The sequence below is a fragment of the Streptomyces sp. NPDC093089 genome, assembly GCF_044754405.1.
In the GTDB taxonomy this organism is placed as follows: Bacteria; Actinomycetota; Actinomycetes; order Streptomycetales; family Streptomycetaceae; genus Streptomyces.
On record NZ_JBIVPA010000004.1, the window covers coordinates 308,376 to 326,058 of the forward strand.

The 17,683-nt window shown below is 72.9% G+C and carries 11 protein-coding genes; all 11 read right to left on the minus strand.

Translation table 11 applies throughout. The features are described 5' to 3' along the window. Nucleotides 1–44: 44 nt before the first annotated feature. The 11 genes from ACIQFX_RS11445 to mrdA all read right to left on the minus strand — a co-directional run bounded on the left by ACIQFX_RS11445 (nucleotide 45) and on the right by mrdA (nucleotide 17,681). Nucleotides 45–1,682, minus strand: coding sequence for a glycosyltransferase family 2 protein (locus ACIQFX_RS11445; RefSeq protein WP_402461134.1), 1,638 nt, complete (start codon nucleotides 1,680–1,682; stop codon nucleotides 45–47). 132 nt (nucleotides 1,683–1,814) lie between these two features. Then, the gene (obgE, locus tag ACIQFX_RS11450; RefSeq protein WP_402461136.1) at nucleotides 1,815–3,254 is read right to left on the minus strand and encodes a GTPase ObgE; all 1,440 of its coding nucleotides are present in this window, start codon (nucleotides 3,252–3,254) and stop codon (nucleotides 1,815–1,817) included. Nucleotides 3,255–3,361: 107 nt separating this feature from the next. Further along, the gene (rpmA, locus tag ACIQFX_RS11455; RefSeq protein ID WP_015033582.1) at nucleotides 3,362–3,616 is read right to left on the minus strand and encodes a 50S ribosomal protein L27; all 255 of its coding nucleotides are present in this window, start codon (nucleotides 3,614–3,616) and stop codon (nucleotides 3,362–3,364) included. 13 nt (nucleotides 3,617–3,629) lie between these two features. Next, complete coding sequence (gene rplU / locus ACIQFX_RS11460; RefSeq protein ID WP_015033583.1) at nucleotides 3,630–3,950, minus strand: 50S ribosomal protein L21; 321 nt, start codon at nucleotides 3,948–3,950, stop codon at nucleotides 3,630–3,632. A 245-nt stretch (nucleotides 3,951–4,195) separates the two neighbouring features. Continuing rightward, nucleotides 4,196–8,011, minus strand: coding sequence for an Rne/Rng family ribonuclease (locus ACIQFX_RS11465; RefSeq protein WP_402461138.1), 3,816 nt, complete (start codon nucleotides 8,009–8,011; stop codon nucleotides 4,196–4,198). 233 nt (nucleotides 8,012–8,244) lie between these two features. After that, nucleotides 8,245–9,036, minus strand: coding sequence for a TIGR03936 family radical SAM-associated protein (locus ACIQFX_RS11470; RefSeq protein WP_376486084.1), 792 nt, complete (start codon nucleotides 9,034–9,036; stop codon nucleotides 8,245–8,247). A 122-nt stretch (nucleotides 9,037–9,158) separates the two neighbouring features. Then, nucleotides 9,159–10,673: a hypothetical protein gene (locus ACIQFX_RS11475; protein WP_402461140.1), complete on the minus strand. Its 1,515-nt coding sequence runs from the start codon at nucleotides 10,671–10,673 to the stop codon at nucleotides 9,159–9,161. A gap of 75 nt (nucleotides 10,674–10,748) precedes the next feature. After that, nucleotides 10,749–12,677, minus strand: a complete 1,929-nt coding sequence (locus ACIQFX_RS11480) for a TIGR03960 family B12-binding radical SAM protein (protein WP_402461142.1) — start codon at nucleotides 12,675–12,677, stop codon at nucleotides 10,749–10,751. A 52-nt stretch (nucleotides 12,678–12,729) separates the two neighbouring features. After that, nucleotides 12,730–14,244, minus strand: coding sequence for a CHAD domain-containing protein (locus tag ACIQFX_RS11485; protein WP_402461143.1), 1,515 nt, complete (start codon nucleotides 14,242–14,244; stop codon nucleotides 12,730–12,732). 19 nt (nucleotides 14,245–14,263) lie between these two features. Continuing rightward, a complete protein-coding gene (gene rodA / locus ACIQFX_RS11490) occupies nucleotides 14,264–15,463 on the minus strand; it encodes a rod shape-determining protein RodA (RefSeq protein ID WP_402461145.1) in 1,200 nt (399 codons plus the stop codon). A 4-nt stretch (nucleotides 15,464–15,467) separates the two neighbouring features. Then, complete coding sequence (gene mrdA / locus ACIQFX_RS11495) at nucleotides 15,468–17,681, minus strand: penicillin-binding protein 2 (protein WP_402461147.1); 2,214 nt, start codon at nucleotides 17,679–17,681, stop codon at nucleotides 15,468–15,470. Nucleotides 17,682–17,683 lie beyond the last annotated feature (2 nt).

Below are 17,683 nucleotides of genomic sequence, written 5' to 3' on the forward strand. Positions count from 1 at the left end.
GGATGAATTGTTCCATAATTGCTCCGCCGCACCTTCGGTGATGTTCACCGCATCGCAAGGAGCCTCTTGAACCGTCCCGACAGCACCTGGCGGGCGCCGACCGCGCCCCCGGCGAGCCGGAGGACGAGCCCGCGCCGCGCCGAGGCCACCACCTGCACGAGCAGGGGCCGCCCGAGCCGCCCGGCGACGACGCCCCGCCGTCCCGCGAAGCCCCGCGGGGCCCGCACCTCGACACGCCCGGTCGAGCCGTCCGCGTACCGCAGCTCGGCGTGGAGCGACCACGCGGCGAGCCGGCCCGGCCGGAGCAGCCGCGCCGTCGGCACCCGCACGGTGGCGGTCCAACCCCCGGCGGCGGGGACCAGCGGCGCCTCGACCGGCAGTTCCTCCGCCGACACCCGCTCGGTGAACTCCACCTTCAGGGCGGTGGGGCGCAGCGCGCCGACCCGCCCGTACAGGTCGTGCACGGTCAGGGTCAGCCGGGTCGTGGCGCCGACGGCCACCACCCCGTCCACGGCGACCGGCAACTCGGCCGGCGCCAGCTCTTCGAGACCGTCCAGCGGTACGTCGGCGGGGGCGGCGGCCAGCACCGGGGTGCCGTCCTCGGCACGGGGGTACGGAGGGACCAGCCTGGGCGTGGGCGCGGCCAGCTCGACGAACCGGGACAGCTCGCCGCCTTCGGGCGTGTCGACGAGGGCCGTGAGCGCGGCGTGCAGCCAGCGGGACGGCGCCTGCGCCGCCGCGACGGCGGCGGCGTCGAAGCCGGCCAGGTGGGCGCGGGTCGCCTTCCACCAGTCGGTCCGGTAGGAACCCGTCCGCTGCGGCAGTTCGCGCAGGTACATGGGGAGGTCGTAGTCGAGGAACTTCGTCTGCGCGGCGAGGGCCAGCGCGGGGCGGTCCGCGGCACGGAACACGTCGACGACGGCGGCGTGCGCGGCGATCCGGTGCTCCCAGTTCGCCAGCGAGGCGCGGCGCAGCGAGATCGACAGGGTCGCGGCCTGGCGCCGCACGTGCCACACGTACACCGGCGTGTCGGTGACCGCCAGGCGCGGGGCGGCGGCCTGGACACGGGCGCTGAAGACGAAGTCCTCGTAGTGGAAGGCGCCGTCGGGGAAGCGGATCGCGTGCGCGTCGAGGAAGTCGCGGCGGTACAGCTTGTTGACGGACAGCGTGTCGAGGACGAACTCGGGGTGCTCCTCGATGCCCTCCAGCACGGCCCCCGGGAGCGTCGCCCCGCGCGAGACGTCGTACAGCGACGGCGCCCACACCGTCTCGCGGCCCTCGGGCAGCTCCCGCCGCACGCACACGCCGGCGACGACGTCCGCGCGCTCCGCGGTCGCGACGGCGAGCAGCCCGTCGACGGCGCCGGGCACCAGCAGGTCGTCGCTGTCGAGGAACAGGACGTACGGGTGGACCGCGGCGGCCACACCGTCGTTGCGGGGCGTCCCGCAGCCGCCGCTGTTCTCCGTACGGATCAGCGGCCGGACCCTCGGATCGTCCGCGAAACCGGCGAGCACCCCGGGCGTGTCGTCCCCGGACGCGTCGTCCACGACGACGACCTCGCCGACCGCGTCCCCCTGCGCCAGGGCGGACCGGATCGCGTCACCGACGCACGCCGCGTCGTTGTACGCGATGACGACGACACTCACACGGTCCGCGACCTGCGGGGCAGCACTCTCACTCACCCCAGAATCCTACGGGAGCCCCTCCCCCGCCCGGCCCGCCCCCGAAACCACGGGGCGGACCGGGGCGGACCCGCCGGAAGGGCCGCGCCGGACTCCGACCGGCGGAGCGGCGCAGCGCCCGGACAGGGCCCGCTAGAACGGGTTGAACTCGTCGTACTCGCGCTGGGAGTCGTCGCGGGCGGCGTCGCGGTCGCGGCGGCGCTGGGCGGCGGGGCGCGGGGCTTCGAGACGGTGGTCCTCGCCGCGGCGGCCGAGCATCTCGGCGCCGGCCATCATGGAGGGTTCCCAGTCGAAGACGACGGCGTTGTCGTCGGAGCCGATGGCGACGCCGTCGCCGGCGCGGGCGCCGGCCTTGAGGAGGCGGTCCTCGACGCCGAGGCGGTTGAGGCGGTCGGCGAGGTAGCCGACGGCCTCGTCGTTGTTGAAGTCGGTCTGGCGGACCCAGCGCTCGGGCTTCTCACCGCGCACCCGGTAGACGTCCTCGGCCTCGTCGTAGGTGACGGTGAAGCCGGCGTCGTCGACGGCCTTCGGGCGGATGACGATACGGGTCGCCTCCTCCACCGGCTTGGCCGCGCGCGCCTCGGCGACGATGCCGGCGAGGGCGAAGGAGAGCTCCTTGAGGCCCGTACGGGCGACGGCGGAGACCTCGAACACCTGGTAGCCGCGCTCTTCGAGCTCCGGGCGGATCATGTCCGCGAGGTCCTGGCCGTCCGGGATGTCGATCTTGTTGAGGACGACGATCCGGGGCCGGTCCTCCAGGCCGCCGTACTGCTTCAGCTCCTCCTCGATGATGTCGAGGTCGGAGACGGGGTCGCGGTCGGACTCCAGCGTCGCGGTGTCGAGGACGTGGACGAGGACGGAGCAGCGCTCGACGTGGCGCAGGAACTCCAGGCCCAGGCCGCGGCCCTGGCTCGCGCCGGGGATCAGGCCGGGGACGTCGGCGATCGTGTAGACGGTCGAGCCGGCGGTGACGACGCCCAGGTTCGGGACGAGCGTCGTGAAGGGGTAGTCGGCGATCTTCGGCTTGGCGGCCGAGAGCACGGAGATGAGCGAGGACTTGCCCGCGCTCGGGTAGCCGACGAGCGCCACGTCGGCGACCGTCTTGAGCTCCAGGACGATGTCGCCGGACTCGCCGGGCTCGCCGAGGAGCGCGAAGCCGGGGGCCTTGCGGCGGGCCGAGGAGAGGGCCGCGTTGCCGAGGCCGCCGCGGCCGCCCTGGCCGGCGACGAAGGTGGTGCCCTGGCCGACGAGGTCGGCGAGGACGTTGCCCTGCTTGTCGAGGACGACGGTGCCGTCGGGCACGGGCAGGACGAGGTCCTGGCCGTCCCTGCCGGAGCGGTTGTCGCCGGCGCCGGGCTGGCCGTTGGTGGCCTTGCGGTGCGGCGAGTGGTGGTACTCGAGCAGCGTGGTGATCGCCTGGTCGACGACCAGGATCACGTCGCCGCCACGGCCGCCGTTGCCGCCGTCGGGTCCGCCGAGCGGCTTGAACTTCTCCCGGTGAACGGAGGCGCAGCCGTGGCCTCCGTTACCCGCGGCGACGTGCAGCTCGACGCGGTCCACGAAGGTGGTCATGGGTGTGCCTCCAGAGAGTTACGTGCTGAATGTCTATCTAGTAACACGCGAAAGGCGGACCCGCTTCCCGTACGGGAAGTGAGGTCCGCCTCCGCAAAGAGTTCCGATCAGGCGACCGGAACGATGTTCACGACCTTGCGGCCACGGTGGGTGCCGAACTGCACCGCGCCGGCCTGCAGGGCGAACAGCGTGTCGTCGCCACCGCGACCGACACCCGAGCCCGGGTGGAAGTGGGTGCCGCGCTGGCGGACCAGGATCTCACCAGCGTTGACGGCCTGACCGCCGAAGCGCTTCACGCCGAGCCGCTGGGCATTGGAGTCGCGCCCGTTCCGGGTGGACGATGCGCCCTTCTTGTGTGCCATGTCTCAGTCCCTCTTACTTCGCAGCCGCGGGGATACCGGTGACCTTGATCGCCGTGTACTGCTGGCGGTGACCCTGGCGACGGCGGTAGCCGGTCTTGTTCTTGTAGCGCAGGATGTCGATCTTGGCGCCCTTGTGGTGGTCCACGACCTCGGCCGTGACCTTGATGCCGGCCAGGACCCACGGGTCGCTGGTCACGGCGTCGCCGTCGACAACGAGCAGGGTCGAGAGCTCGACCGTGTCGCCAACCTTGGCAGTGGAAATCTTGTCAACCTCAACGATGTCGCCGACAGCAACCTTGTGCTGGCGACCACCGCTGCGCACGATGGCGTACACGCGGATCTCTCTCTCACTCGGGATGGAAACCTCTGAAGCCAGCCGCTCGCACGGGCCCGGGGGCCCGCGGCGTTCCGGAATCGGACGAGCGGCCTCTCCCGACGAGCGGGAGGGAGGTGCTCAGAGGCGCGACGTGCCGATCAGACACGCCGACGGTCTAGGTTACGGGCGGCTGCCACAAGGGGTCAAATTCGCCCGAGCGGGTGCGGGCCGCCCCCGTGGAGGGACGGCCCGCACCCGGTGGATCAGTCCTGGGCCGGAGCCGCGGTCTTCTCCGCCGCCTTCTTGGCCGGGGCCTTCTTGGCGGTGGTCTTCTTGGCCGCGGTCTTCTTGGTCGCCGCCGTCTTCTTGGTGGCGGCCTTCTTGGCCGTGGCCTTCTTGGCGGTCTTGCGGGCCGCCGTCTTCTTGGCCGGGGCGGCCTCGGCGTCGGCGTCGGCCGGCGCCTCGGGGGCCTCGGCCGGAGCCGTGGTCACCACGACGACGGCGGCCTCCTCGGCGCCCGCGGGCGAACCGGCGGGAGCGGTGGCCTTGCGGACCACCCGGCGGCGGGCACGCGGCGCGGCGGCCGCGGGGGCCTCCTCGACGACGGGCTCGGCGACCGGCTCCACGACGGGCTCCGGCTCCGGGGCGGTCTCGACGACCGGCTCGGCGGCGACCTCGGCGACCGTCTCCGTGGTGGAGACGACCGGGGAGGTAACCCGGCGGGTCGCACGACGGCGACCGCGCGGGGCCGGGGCGGCGGTCTCCTCGACCACCGGCTCGGCCGGCGCCTCGGCGACGGGCGCGGGTTCCACGACGGGCGCGGGCTCCTCGACCGGCGCCGGGGCGGCGACGGGCTCCGGCTCGTACACGACGGCCTCGGTCTCGACGACCGGCGCCGGGGCGGCCGGGGCGGACACCCGGCGGGTCGCGCGACGACGACCGCGACCGCGGGTGGCGGCGGCCTCGGCCTCGGCGGCGGAGCCGTACAGCTCCTCGTCCGCGGCGATCGGCTCCGGCAGGGCGATCGGGGCGGCGAGCTCCGCCGCGACCTCGGCCTCGGTCTCGACCTCGGTGTCGACCTCCGCGGCCTCCACCTGCTCGTGCTCGTGCTCGTGGACGTGCTCGGCGCCGCCGCGACCGCGCTTCTTCGAGCGCTTGCCGCCGCCACCGCCGCCGGCGGTGGCCGGCTGCTCCATGTGCACGATGACGCCGCGGCCGTTGCAGTGGACGCAGGTCTCGGAGAAGGACTCCAGGAGGCCCTGGCCGACCCGCTTGCGGGTCATCTGCACCAGGCCGAGCGAGGTGACCTCGGCCACCTGGTGCTTGGTCCGGTCCCGGCCCAGGCACTCCAGGAGGCGGCGCAGCACCAGGTCGCGGTTGGACTCCAGGACCATGTCGATGAAGTCGATGACGACGATGCCGCCGAGGTCGCGCAGGCGCAGCTGGCGGACGATCTCCTCGGCCGCTTCGAGGTTGTTCCTCGTCACGGTCTCTTCGAGGTTGCCGCCCTGGCCGGTGAACTTGCCGGTGTTGACGTCGACGACGATCATCGCCTCGGTCTTGTCGATCACCAGCGAGCCGCCGGACGGCAGCCAGACCTTGCGGTCCAGCGCCTTCATGAGCTGCTCGTCGATCCGGTAGGTCGCGAAGACGTCGACCTCGCTGGTCCACTTGGACAGGCGGTCGGCCAGGTCGGGCGCGACGTGCGAGACGTACCCGTGGATGGTCTCCCACGCCTCGTCGCCGCTGACGATGACCTTGGAGAAGTCCTCGTTGAAGATGTCGCGGACGACGCGGACGGTCATGTCCGGCTCGCCGTAGAGCAGGCTCGGCGCGGACGTCGAGATCTGGTCGGCCTTCTTCTGGATGTCGGCCCACTGCGCCTGCAGGCGCTCGACGTCGCGACGCAGCTCGTCCTCGCTCGCGCCCTCGGCGGCGGTGCGCACGATGACGCCCGCGTCCTCGGGGACGATCTTCTTGAGGATGGTCTTCAGACGCGCGCGCTCGGTGTCCGGGAGCTTGCGGCTGATGCCGGTCATCGAGCCCTCGGGCACGTACACCAGGTAGCGGCCGGGCAGCGAGACCTGGCTGGTCAGGCGGGCGCCCTTGTGGCCGATCGGGTCCTTCGTGACCTGGACGAGGACCGACTGGCCGGACTTGAGGGCGCTCTCGATGCGGCGCGGGCCGTTGCCCATGCCGAGTGCCTCGAAGTTGACCTCGCCGGCGTACAGGACGGCGTTGCGGCCCTTGCCGATGTCGACGAAGGCGGCCTCCATGGACGGCAGGACGTTCTGGACCTTGCCCAGGTAGACGTTGCCGACGTACGAGGTGGCCTGCTCCTTGTTGACGTAGTGCTCGACGAGCACGTTGTCTTCCAGGACGCCGATCTGGGTGCGCTCGCCGTTCTGGCGGACGACCATCACGCGCTCGACGGCCTCGCGGCGGGCGAGGAACTCGGCCTCGGTGATGATCGGGACGCGGCGGCGGCCCTGCTCGCGGCCCTCGCGGCGGCGCTGCTTCTTGGCCTCCAGACGGGTCGAGCCCTTGATGGACTGGACCTCGTCCGCGCCCGTGCCGGGCTCGGCCTTCTCGCGGGCCGGGCGGGGCTCGCGGACCTTGACGACCGTGCGGACGCCCTCTTCGTCGGTGCCCTCGGCGTCGGCGGCGGCGTCCCCGCTGCGACGGCGGCGGCGACGGCGGCGACGGGAGCTGCTGGAACCGCCGGTGAAGCCCTCGGCCTCGTCCGACTCCTCCTCGCCGTCCTCGGCCTCCTCGGCCTCGTCCTCGGCGTGCGGCTCCTCGCCCTCCTCGGCCTCCTCGACCTCGGTGAGCTCACCGCGACGGCGGCGACGGCCACCGCGGCGGCGGCGGCGGGACGGGCGGTCCTCGTACTCGTCCGTCTCCTCGGCCTCTTCGGCCTCCTCGACCTCGTCGGCGACGGCCTCGACCTCGGGCTCGTCGGCGACGGTGGCCGGGACGGGCTCGACGGCGACGGGCTCGCCGCGGCGGCGACGGCGACGGCGGGAGCCGGCCTCGGCGCGCTCGGGCTCCGGCGCCTCGACGACCTCGGCCTCGACGACCTCGATCTCCTCGACCGTCTCGTCCTCCTCCGGCTCCGCCGCGAAGGCGGCGGCGGCCGCGGCGGCGGTCTCCGGGGTCTGGAACATCGGCTCGGTGAAGACCGGCGCCTGGAAGACGGCGACGGACGGGCGCGCGGCACGGCGCGACTCCCTGGCCGGGGCCGGCTCGGAGGTGAACTGCGGGGAGGTCGCGCGGCGGCGGCCGCGGCCACGGGTGGCGGCGGTCTCGGCGGCGGCGACCTCGGCCTCTTCGGCGGCGATCTGCGCGACGGTGGACGACGGCAGCGACTCGCCGGTGGCGGCGGCCTCGGTGGTGGCCGCCTCGGTGGTCACCTCGGGCGAGGTGGCCTTGCGGGTGGCACGGCGGCGGGTACGGGCCGGCGGGGCGACCTCGGCCTCGACCGGGGCGGCCTCCACGACCGGCTCGGCGACCGGGGCGGCGGCCACGGGCTCCGCGGCCTCCTCGGCGACGTCCGCGACGACGGCCGGGGCGGTGGCCTTGCGGGTCGCACGGCGGCGGGTGCGGGCCGGCGGGGCGGCCTCCTCCACGGGCTCCTCGGCGACGACCGGGGCGGCCTCGGTGGGCTCCGCGGGCTCCTCGGCGGCGGCCGGGGAGGTCACGGGCGAGGTGGCCTTGCGGGTGGCACGGCGACGCGCGGGACGCGCCGGAGCGGCCTCGGCGGCCTCCTCGGCGACGACCGGGGCGGCGGCCTCGGCGACCGGGGCGGCCTCGGCCGCGGGGGTCTCCACGGCCGCGGTCTCGACGGCCGGGGCGGTGGCCTTGCGGGTGGCACGGCGGCGGGTACGGGCCGGCGGGGCGGCCTCGGCCTCGACCGGGGCGGCCTCCACGGCCGGGGCCTCGGGGGCCGCCGTGGTCTCGGTGGAATCGGCGGTCGCGCCCGTCACCGGCGGACCGGCGGGGCGGGAAGCGGCGCGGCGCCTGCGGCGCGGCGGCAGCTTGTCACCGGGGGCGTTGGTGTCTTCGTTGGACTCGAGCATGCGGGGTTCTCCCGTCACGCTCCCGGGCGCCGCGCCTGGTTCCGGTCCGGCGGCACGGTCGCGCCTGTGGCGCGGTGCCGCCGTCCGGGGCGCGGGCGCCGCACGGGAGCTCTGTGTCTGGCTCGCCGGTTCCGTACGCCCTGTGCGGACGGCCTGGCGAAAGTCTCCTGGTCAGTGCGCTGCCCGACCCAGGTGGCTCCCGAGTGCCAGGGCGGCGCTACAACGACCGCTCCCTACGCGGTACCCGCGCCCGGCGCCGTCGCAGAGGTGGTCGCGGCGGCCGTGGTAGAAGCGGCCGTGACTGCCTCGCGGTCGGGCGCGAGCGGGTCGGTCACCGTGCCGGACTCCTCGTCGAAGAGCCCCTGCGCCAGCCTGGTCACCGCAGCGGGGACCGGCGGCGCCAGGTCGGCCACAGCTCGGAGACCGGACAGGACGTCGTCGGGTCGCACGGCAGGTGTCACGTGCCGAACAACCAGGCGCAGTATCGCACAGGCGCTGTCCAGCGGCCTATCACCCTGGGGATCGCCCTGGGGACGGGCTGCCGTCAGTTCGGTGACCGCGGAGCGGGCGTCGAAGGTACGGACGCCGTTCTTGGTCTTGCGCTGTACTTCCACCGTCTCGGCCGCGAGAAACGCCTCGACGGCCTTCGTCGCGTCCTCGACCGTGACGCCTTCGAGCCGGAGCTCCCACACGGAGGCGGTGAGCCGGTCGGCGAGGCCGGAGGTCCGGGCCTCGACGGCGTCGGTGATGTCGAGGCCGGCCGGCAGGGACTCGTCGAGCAGGGCCCGCAGCGTCTCGGGGTCGCGCGCCTGGGTCAGCGCGATCTCCAGGTACTCGGCCTCGGAGCCGGTACCCGTCGGGGCGGCGTTGGCGTACGACACCTTGGGGTGCGGGGTGAAGCCGGCCGAGTACGCCATGGGCACCTCGGCGCGGCGCAGCGCACGCTCGAAGGCGCGCTGGAAGTCACGGTGGCTGGTGAACCGGAGGCGGCCGCGCTTGGTGTAGCGCAGTCGGATGCGCTGCACCGCCGGTGCGGGCGGCGGGCCTTCGGGCTGTCGCTTGCCCAGTGGTTCTTCTCCTCGGTGCGGGGCGGCGCGGGTGGCGCCGTCCACGAGCTGTACGGGTCGCCCTGGGGGTCCCGCCCGGTTCACCCCCGCTTTCGCAGGGAGATCTCGGGGGCGGGCGCCGCGCCGGGGACGTTCGTTGTACTACCCAGAGTACGCGCCCGGGCCACCTCCGGTTCCCCGGGCTCGGTCATCCGTGCTCCGCCGACCAGGGCGCGCCAGGTGTCCAGGCGGGCCTCCCGCACGGTCGCGCGCGCCGAGGCGAGCGCGTCGCGGACGGTCGCGCGGCCCGAGGCGAGCGCGCCCCGCACGCCGGCGCGTGCCGAGGCCAGTGCCTCCCGCGCCGCCCGCCCGACCGTGACCGCGAACCCGCGGGCCGGGGCCCACACGCGGTCCCGCACCCAGCGCCCCGCCGGCCGGGCGATCCGCGTCCACGCCCAGGCGGCGGGCCGCCCGACCAGGTTCCACGCCACCCACTTCACCGCGCGCCCGACGGCCCGCGACACGAACCCGGCGACCCGCCAGCACATCCCGAGCGCGTCCCGCACCTCCCGCGCGACGGGCACCAGCACCCGGGTCCAGAGCCACGCGGCGGGGACCACGACGCCGTACCGGCCCACCGGCACGACCACGTATCGCCACAGGCCGACCCACGGCCACACGAACAGGGCCTTCGCCAGCCACACCAGCGTGACCGCCAGCCCGTGCCCGACCCGCGGGAAGAACCACCCGAGGCCCCGCCCGACCTGCCGGAGCGCCCGGCCGGCGCCCCGCCCCAGCGGGCTCAGCACGTACCGGTCGAGCCACACGGCGGGCACGACCACGCCGTACCGGAAGAGCGGGACGAGGACGTGGCGGAAGAGCGCGGCGAGGGGGACGAGGACGAGCTTCTCCAGGAGGAACAGCAGCGCGGTGCCGAGCCGGGTGAGGACCTCCCGGTACAACCAGGCGGCGGGAACCGCGATCCCGTACCGGCAGACGGGCACGACCAGGTGGCGCCACAGCCCCACCCAGGGCCACACGAACACGGCCTTCCCCAGCCACAGCCCGGCCGCGGACAGTCCCCGCCACAGCCACCCGGCCCCGCCGGCGATCCCGCGGCCCAGTCCGGTGAACACCCACGCGAGCCCGCGGCCCAGTCCGGTGAACACCCACGCGAGCCCGCGGCCCAGGCCCGTGAGCGACCGGGCGAGCCCGCGGCCCACCCGGACGAAGAACCACGCCAGTCCGCGCCCGGCTCCGGTGAGCACCCGCGCGAGGCCCCGGCCCACCCCGGTGAACACCCACGCGATACCGCGGCCCACGGGTGCCAGGACCGTGCGGTGCAGCCAGCGGGACGGGCGGGCCACCGTGTGGTGGAGGAGCCGGCCGATGCCGTGGCCGACGGCGGTGAGGAGCCGGTGGAGACCGTGGTTCAGGCCGGCGAGCAGCCGGGTCAGGGCCCGGCCCGTGGGGCGGAGGAGGGTGCGGTGGAGGAAGTGGGTCGCGGCCGTCAGGGCGTCCCAGGCCATGCGGACGGGGAGCACGATCAGCAGCACGACGATCCGGACGGGGATGCGGATCAGTGCCGGCGGCGGCGACGGGTTCTCCATGGTCATGCCGAAAATGACGCGACGGCCCGGCGGAGGGTTTCCCCTCGCGCCGGGCCGTCGCCGGAGCGTTACCCGATCGGACTACTTGACGACCGACAGCGGCAGCAGCTTCTTGCCGGTGGGGCCGATCTGGATGTGGGTGTCCATCTGCGGGCAGACGCCGCAGTCGAAGCACGGGGTCCAGCGGCAGTCCTCGACCTCGGTCTCGTCGAGCGAGTCCTGCCAGTCCTCCCAGAGCCAGTCCTTGTCGAGACCGGAGTCCAGGTGGTCCCAGGGGAGGACCTCCTCGTAGGTCCGCTCGCGGGTGGTGTACCAGGCGACGTCGACCCCGAAGTCGGGGAGGGTCTTCTCGGCGCAGGCCATCCAGCGGTCGTACGAGAAGTGCTCGCGCCAGCCGTCGAAGCGGCCGCCGTCCTCGTAGACCGCGCGGATGACGGCGCCGATGCGGCGGTCGCCGCGGGAGAGGAGGCCCTCGACGATGCCGGGCTTGCCGTCGTGGTAGCGGAAGCCGATGGAGCGGCCGTACTTCTTGTCGCCGCGGATCTTGTCGCGGAGCTTCCGCAGGCGCTCGTCGGTCTCCTCGGCGGAGAGCTGCGGGGCCCACTGGAAGGGGGTGTGCGGCTTGGGGACGAAGCCGCCGATGGAGACGGTGCAGCGGATGTCGTTCTGGCCGGAGACCTTGCGGCCCTCGGCGATCACGTTCATCGCCATGTCGGCGATCTGGAGGACGTCCTCGTCGGTCTCCGTCGGCAGGCCGCACATGAAGTACAGCTTCACCTGGCGCCAGCCGTTGCCGTACGCGGTGGAGACGGTCCGGATCAGGTCCTCCTCCGAGACCATCTTGTTGATGACCTTGCGCATGCGCTCGGAGCCGCCCTCGGGGGCGAAGGTGAGACCGGAGCGACGGCCGTTCCTGGTCAGCTCGTTGGCGAGGTCGACGTTGAAGGCGTCCACGCGGGTCGAGGGCAGGGAGAGGCCGACCTTGTCGTCCGTGTAGCGGTCGGCCAGGCCCTTCGCGATCTCGCCGATCTCGCTGTGGTCCGCGGAGGAGAGCGACAGGAGGCCGACCTCCTCGAAGCCGGTCGCCTTGAGACCCTTCTCGACCATCTCGCCGATGCCGGTGATGCTTCGCTCCCGCACGGGGCGCGTGATCATGCCGGCCTGGCAGAAGCGGCAGCCGCGGGTGCAGCCGCGGAAGATCTCGACCGACATGCGCTCGTGGACGGTCTCCGCGAGCGGCACGAGGGGCTGCTTCGGGTACGGCCACTCGTCGAGGTCCATGACGGTGTGCTTGGAGACGCGCCACGGCACGCCGGACCTGTTCGGCACGACGCGGCCGATGCGGCCGTCCGGCAGGTACTCGACGTCGTAGAAGCCCGGGACGTAGACCGAGCCGGTCTTCGCGAGGCGGAAGAGGACCTCCTCGCGCCCGCCCGGCCGGCCCTCCGCCTTCCACGCGCGGATGATCTCGGTCATGTCGAGGACGGCCTGCTCGCCGTCGCCGATGATCGCCGCGTCGATGAAGTCCGCGATCGGCTCGGGGTTGAAGGCGGCGTGGCCGCCGGCGAGCACGATCGGGTGGTCGACGGTCCGGTCCTTGGCCTCCAGCGGGATGCCGGCCAGGTCGAGGGCGGTGAGCATGTTCGTGTAGCCGAGCTCGGTGGAGAAGCTCAGGCCGAAGACGTCGAAGGCGCTCACCGGGCGGTGCGAGTCGACCGTGAACTGCGGTACGCCGTGCTCCCGCATCAGCTCCTCGAGGTCCGGCCACACGCTGTAGGTGCGCTCGGCGAGGACGCCCTCGCGCTCGTTCAGCACCTCGTACAGGATCATGACGCCCTGGTTGGGCAGGCCGACCTCGTACGCGTCCGGGTACATCAGCGCCCAGCGGACGTCGGCGGACTCCCAGGGCTTGACCGTGGAGTTCAGCTCTCCACCGACGTACTGAATCGGCTTCTGCACGTGCGGGAGCAGAGCTTCGAGCTGCGGGAAGACAGACTCGGCAGCAGACATCTCGAACCTTCGTGAGCTGGCAGGGGGGCGACTCTCAAGCGTACCCCGGTGCTCAGCGGGTCAGATCCGCGCGAAGTCCGCGGGCCGATGCCCGGGCCCAGACCCGGGGCAGCTCGCGCTCGGCCGCGTCGGCCGCCGCCTCCTCGCGGCCGTACAGAAGTCCCCAGGTGAAAGCCGATTCGCCGACTCCGTGAGCCATGATCCCGAATTCGCGGAGGGCGGCGCGGGCGACGACGGCGTCCTGGTGTTCGCCGAGGAGGGACTGGACGGCCTTGACGCGTTTCGCGAGCCGCTTGGCGGGCTTGCCGAGGGTGGGGCGGGCCGCGTCGGCGGCGTAGCGGGCGCGTTTGGCGGCCTTGCGGGCCTCGTGCAGGGCCAGGTCGCGCTCGTGGCCGGGGGTCAGGGCGAGGGCGCGGTCGATCCTGCCGCCGAGGCGGCGGTGCTCCTTGCGCACGGCGCGGGCGAGGACCGCGCGGGCGTCGCGGCGGGCGGCCTTGCGCAGCGGCGGAGCGGCGAGGAGCGCTTCGGCGGTGTCGAGGAGGGCGAGGTAGCGGTCGGAGTCGAGGGCGGCGAGGGCCCGGCGCCGGGCGTTCACGGCGAGGGCGGCGTCCCTGCGGCGCAGCCGGGCCTTGACGGGGCCGAGGGTGAGGTCGGGGGGCAGCTCCTCGACGCGGGCGCTGAGCCGGGCGTCGAGGACCTCCTGGTCCCGGGCGACGCCGAGCTCCCCGGCGAGCCACTTCAGCTCGTCGCCGACGGGGTCGGTGACGTCCCGGTCGAGGACCTGGCGGTAGGACTTGAAGGCGCTGCGCAGGCGGCGGCAGGCGACCCGCAGCTGGTGGACGGCGTCGGGCAGGTCGCGCCGCACGGCGGGGTCGAGCGCGACGATCGCGTCGACCTGTTCCCGCGCGTAGGCGAGGACGGCGGCGCCGGCGGTGCCGCGTTTCGCCGGGGTGGGGGCCGCCTCGGGTTCCGCTCCGGTCTCCGCGAGGGCGCGGGCGAGCTTGGACGGGGACGCGGAGGGGAGGATGTCCGCCTTCCGGAGGCGTTTCCCGACGGCGTCGAGGAGGACCGGGTCGACGTCGTCCGCGAGTTCCACCTCGATCTCGGTCCAGGTGGTCTCCGGTCCTCCGGGCAGCCGTTCGGCGCGGACGGTGTCGACGGAGAGTTCGGCGAGGAGGGTGCCGTCCGCGGCGAGCAGATGGCGGACGTCGCGCGAGGAGCGGAGGCGGACGACGGGGACGACCTCGCCGTGGCGCACCCGGGAGCGCAGGAGCTCCGCGAGCTCGTGCGGCAGGGTGTCGGTCAGCGGGGCCCTGAGTTCGTCGCGCACTCCCGCGGCGACGGGGAACTTCGCGTGCCAGCCGGCGTCGCTCCCTCCGGTGCGCCGACGGAGGGTGAGTCCGTCGGCCGCCAGACGGAGGTCGGGCGTGTCGTAGTAGACGGCGTCCAGTTCCACGAGGCCCCGGTCCGCGACCTCGGAGACCCCGGGGACCTTGGTGAGGTCCGGTACCGGGGTCTCCCCGGTGGCTTCGTACTTCCGCTCGATCTCGCGCTTCGTCTCGGCCATACCTCGAATCTAGTCGCCGTCAGGCCGTCATCGGGCGTTGGACGCGGATCGATTGCAGCAGCCCGATCGCCACCCAGACGGCGAACATGGACGAGCCGCCGTACGAGACGAACGGCAGCGGCAGGCCGGCGACCGGCATGATGCCGAGGGTCATGCCGATGTTCTCGAAGGACTGGAAGGCGAACCAGGCGATGATGCCGGCCGCGACGACGGTGCCGTAGAGCTCGGTGGTCTCGCGGGCGATCCGGCAGGAGCGCCAGAGGATGACGCCGAGGAGGACGAGGATCAGTCCGGCGCCGACGAAGCCGAGCTCCTCCCCCGCGACCGTGAAGACGAAGTCGGTCTGCTGTTCGGGGACGAACTGGCCGGTGGTCTGGGAGCCCTTGAAGAGGCCGGAGCCGAGGAGGCCGCCGGAGCCGATGGCGATCCGCGCCTGGTTGGTGTTGTAGCCGACGCCGGCGGGGTCGAGGTCGGGGTTGGCGAAGGCGGCGAAGCGGTTGATCTGGTACTCGTCGAGCATGCCGAGCGCGGTGACGAGGACCGCGCCGAGGACGCCCGCGCCGATCAGGCCGAGGACCCACCGGTTGGAGGCGCCGGAGGCGAGGAGCACGCCGAGCACGATGACGGCCATGACCATGACCGAGCCGAGGTCGGGCATCAGCATGACGATGGCCATGGGCAGGGCCGCGAGGGCGAGGGACTTGGCGACGGTGCGGTGGTCGGGGTGGAGCTGGTCGCCGGCGTCGACCTTCGCGGCGAGCAGCATCGCCATGACCAGGATGATCGTGATCTTCACGAACTCGCTGGGCTGGAGGGAGAAGCCGCCGCCGACGACGATCCACGCGTGGGCGCCGTTGATGGTGGCGCCGAGCGGGGTGAGGACGGCGAGGATCAGCACGATCGAGACGGTGTAGAGGATCGGCACCGCGCCGCGCAGGGTGCGGTGGCCGAGCCAGATCGTGCCGATCATCAGGGCGAGGCCGATGCCGGTGTTGAGGACGTGCCGGAAGAGGAAGTAGTACGGGTCGCCGTTGTTGAGCTCGGTGCGGCCGCGGGTGGCGGACCAGACGAGCAGGGATCCGATGCCGGAGAGCGCGAGCGCCGAGAGCAGGATCGGCCAGTCGAGCCGGCGGAGCACCGAGTCGCGGGCCGCCAGCTTGGCGAGGGTCCCGCGCTCGGGTGCGTACCGGGAGACGGAGAAGCCGTGGGGCGCTGTCATGGTCTCAGTCCCTCCAGGCGGCGGGCGGGCCCGCGAGTGCCGGGTCGTCGTCCGGCTTCTTGGTGCCGTCCGGTGCCTTCGGGGGCGCGTTCGGGTCGACCTTCTGGGCTTCGGGGTCGTACGGCCCGATCTTCGGGGCGTCGATGGAGCCGTCGGCCTCGATCTTCGGCAGCGCCTTCTGCGGCTGCGGCAGCAGGGCGCGCTTGAGGTCCTGGTTGCCGGAGTCGTCGAGTCCGTAGAGCGCGTCGTAGATGTTGCGCACGGCGGGGCCCGAGGCGCCGGAGCCCGTACCGCCCTGGGAGATCGTCATGACGATCGAGTAGTCCTTGGTGTACGTGGCGAACCAGGAGGTCGTCTGCTTGCCGTAGACCTCCGCGGTGCCCGTCTTGGCGTGCATCGGGATCTTGTCCTGCGGCCAGCCGCCGAACCTCCAGGCGGCCGTACCGCGGGTGGCGACTCCCGCGAGCGCCTCCTCTATCAACGCCTGGGTCTTGGCGTCCATGGGGAGCTTGCCGTGGGACTTGGGCTTGATCTCGGTGACCTTCTTGCCGTCGGGGCTGACGATCGCCTTGCCGACGGTGGGGTTCCACAGGGTGCCGCCGTTGGCGATGGCGGCGTAGATGGTGGCCATCTGGATGGGGGTGACGAGGGTGTCGCCCTGTCCGATGGAGTAGTTGACGGAGTCACCGGCGCGCATGAGGTTGCCTTCGAGGCAGTTCTCGTACGAGAGCTGCTGCACGTAGGTGCCGCCGCGCTTGCCGATCTTGCACCAGTAGTCCTTGTTGGCCGCCCAGAAGTTCTGCTTCCACTTCCGGTCGGGGACGCGGCCGGTGACCTCGTTGGGGAGGTCGATGCCGGTCTCGGCGCCGAGGCCGAACTGGTGGGCCGTCTTGTAGAACCAGTCCTTGGCGTCCTTCTTCGGCTTCATGCCGCCGTCGTTGAGCCACTGCTGGTGGGACAGGGCGTAGTAGACGGTGTCGCAGGAGACCTCGAGGGCCTGGCCGAGGGTGATGGAGCCGTGGCCCTGGGACTCGAAGTTCTTGAAGACCTGGCCGCCGATGGAGTACGAGGAGGGGCACGGGTAGCGCCCGTTGAACTCGTATCCGGCGTTGACGGCGGCGGCCGTCGGGATGACCTTGAAGATGGAGCCGGGGGCGGCCTGTCCCTGGATCGCCCGGTTGAGCAGCGGGAAGTTGGAGTTCTTGCCGGTGAGGGCCGCGTAGTCCTTGGCGGAGATGCCGCCGACCCAGGCGTTGGGGTCGTAGTCGGGCTGCGAGGCCATGGCGACGATCCGGCCGGTCTTCGTCTCCATGACGACGACGGCACCGGCGTCGGCCTTGTAGTTCTCGTTGGTGTTCCGGTCGTGGACCTTGCGGGCCTCGACCATCGCGTTGTGCAGCTCCCATTCGGCGACCGCCTGCACGCGGGCGTCGATGGAGGTGACGACGTTGGAGCCGGGCACGGCGGGGTCGCTCTTGGCCTGGCCGATGACGCGGCCGAGGTTGTCGACCTCGTAGCGGGTGACGCCGGCCTTGCCGCGCAGTTCCTTGTCGTAGGTGCGCTCCAGGCCGGAGCGGCCGACCTGGTCGGAGCGGAGGAAGGGCGAGTCGGTGTCCTTGGCCTTCTCGATCTCGGCGTCGGTGACGGGCGAGAGGTAGCCGAGGACCTGGGAGGTGCGGGCCTTGCCGGGGGCCGGGTAGCGGCGGACGGCGGTGGGTTCGGCGGTGATGCCGGGGAAGTCCTCGGCGCGTTCCCGGATCTGGAGGGCCTGCTGGGTGGTGGCCTCGTCGGTGACCGGGATCGGCTGGTAGGGCGAACCGTTCCAGCAGGGCTTGGGCGTCTTGGAGTCGCAGAGCCTGATCTTGTTGATGACGTCGTCGGGCTTCATGTCGAGGACGTCGGCGAGCCGGGTCAGGACGGTCCTGCCCCGGTCCTTCATCTTCATCAGCTCGGTGCGGGACGCGGAGACCACGAGGCGGGTCTCGTTGTCGGCGAGCGGCACGCCGCGGGCGTCGAGGAGCGAGCCGCGGACGGCGGGCTGGACGACCTGCTGGACGTGGTTGTTCTTCGCCTCGTCGGTGTACTCCTTGCCGTTGCGGATCTGGAGGTACCAGAGGCGGCCCCCCAGGGTGAGCAGCAGCGAGAAGACCAGGATCTGGATGACGACGAGACGGATCTGGACCCGCGGGGTCCGCCCGGTCTCGGGGATGTTGCTCATAC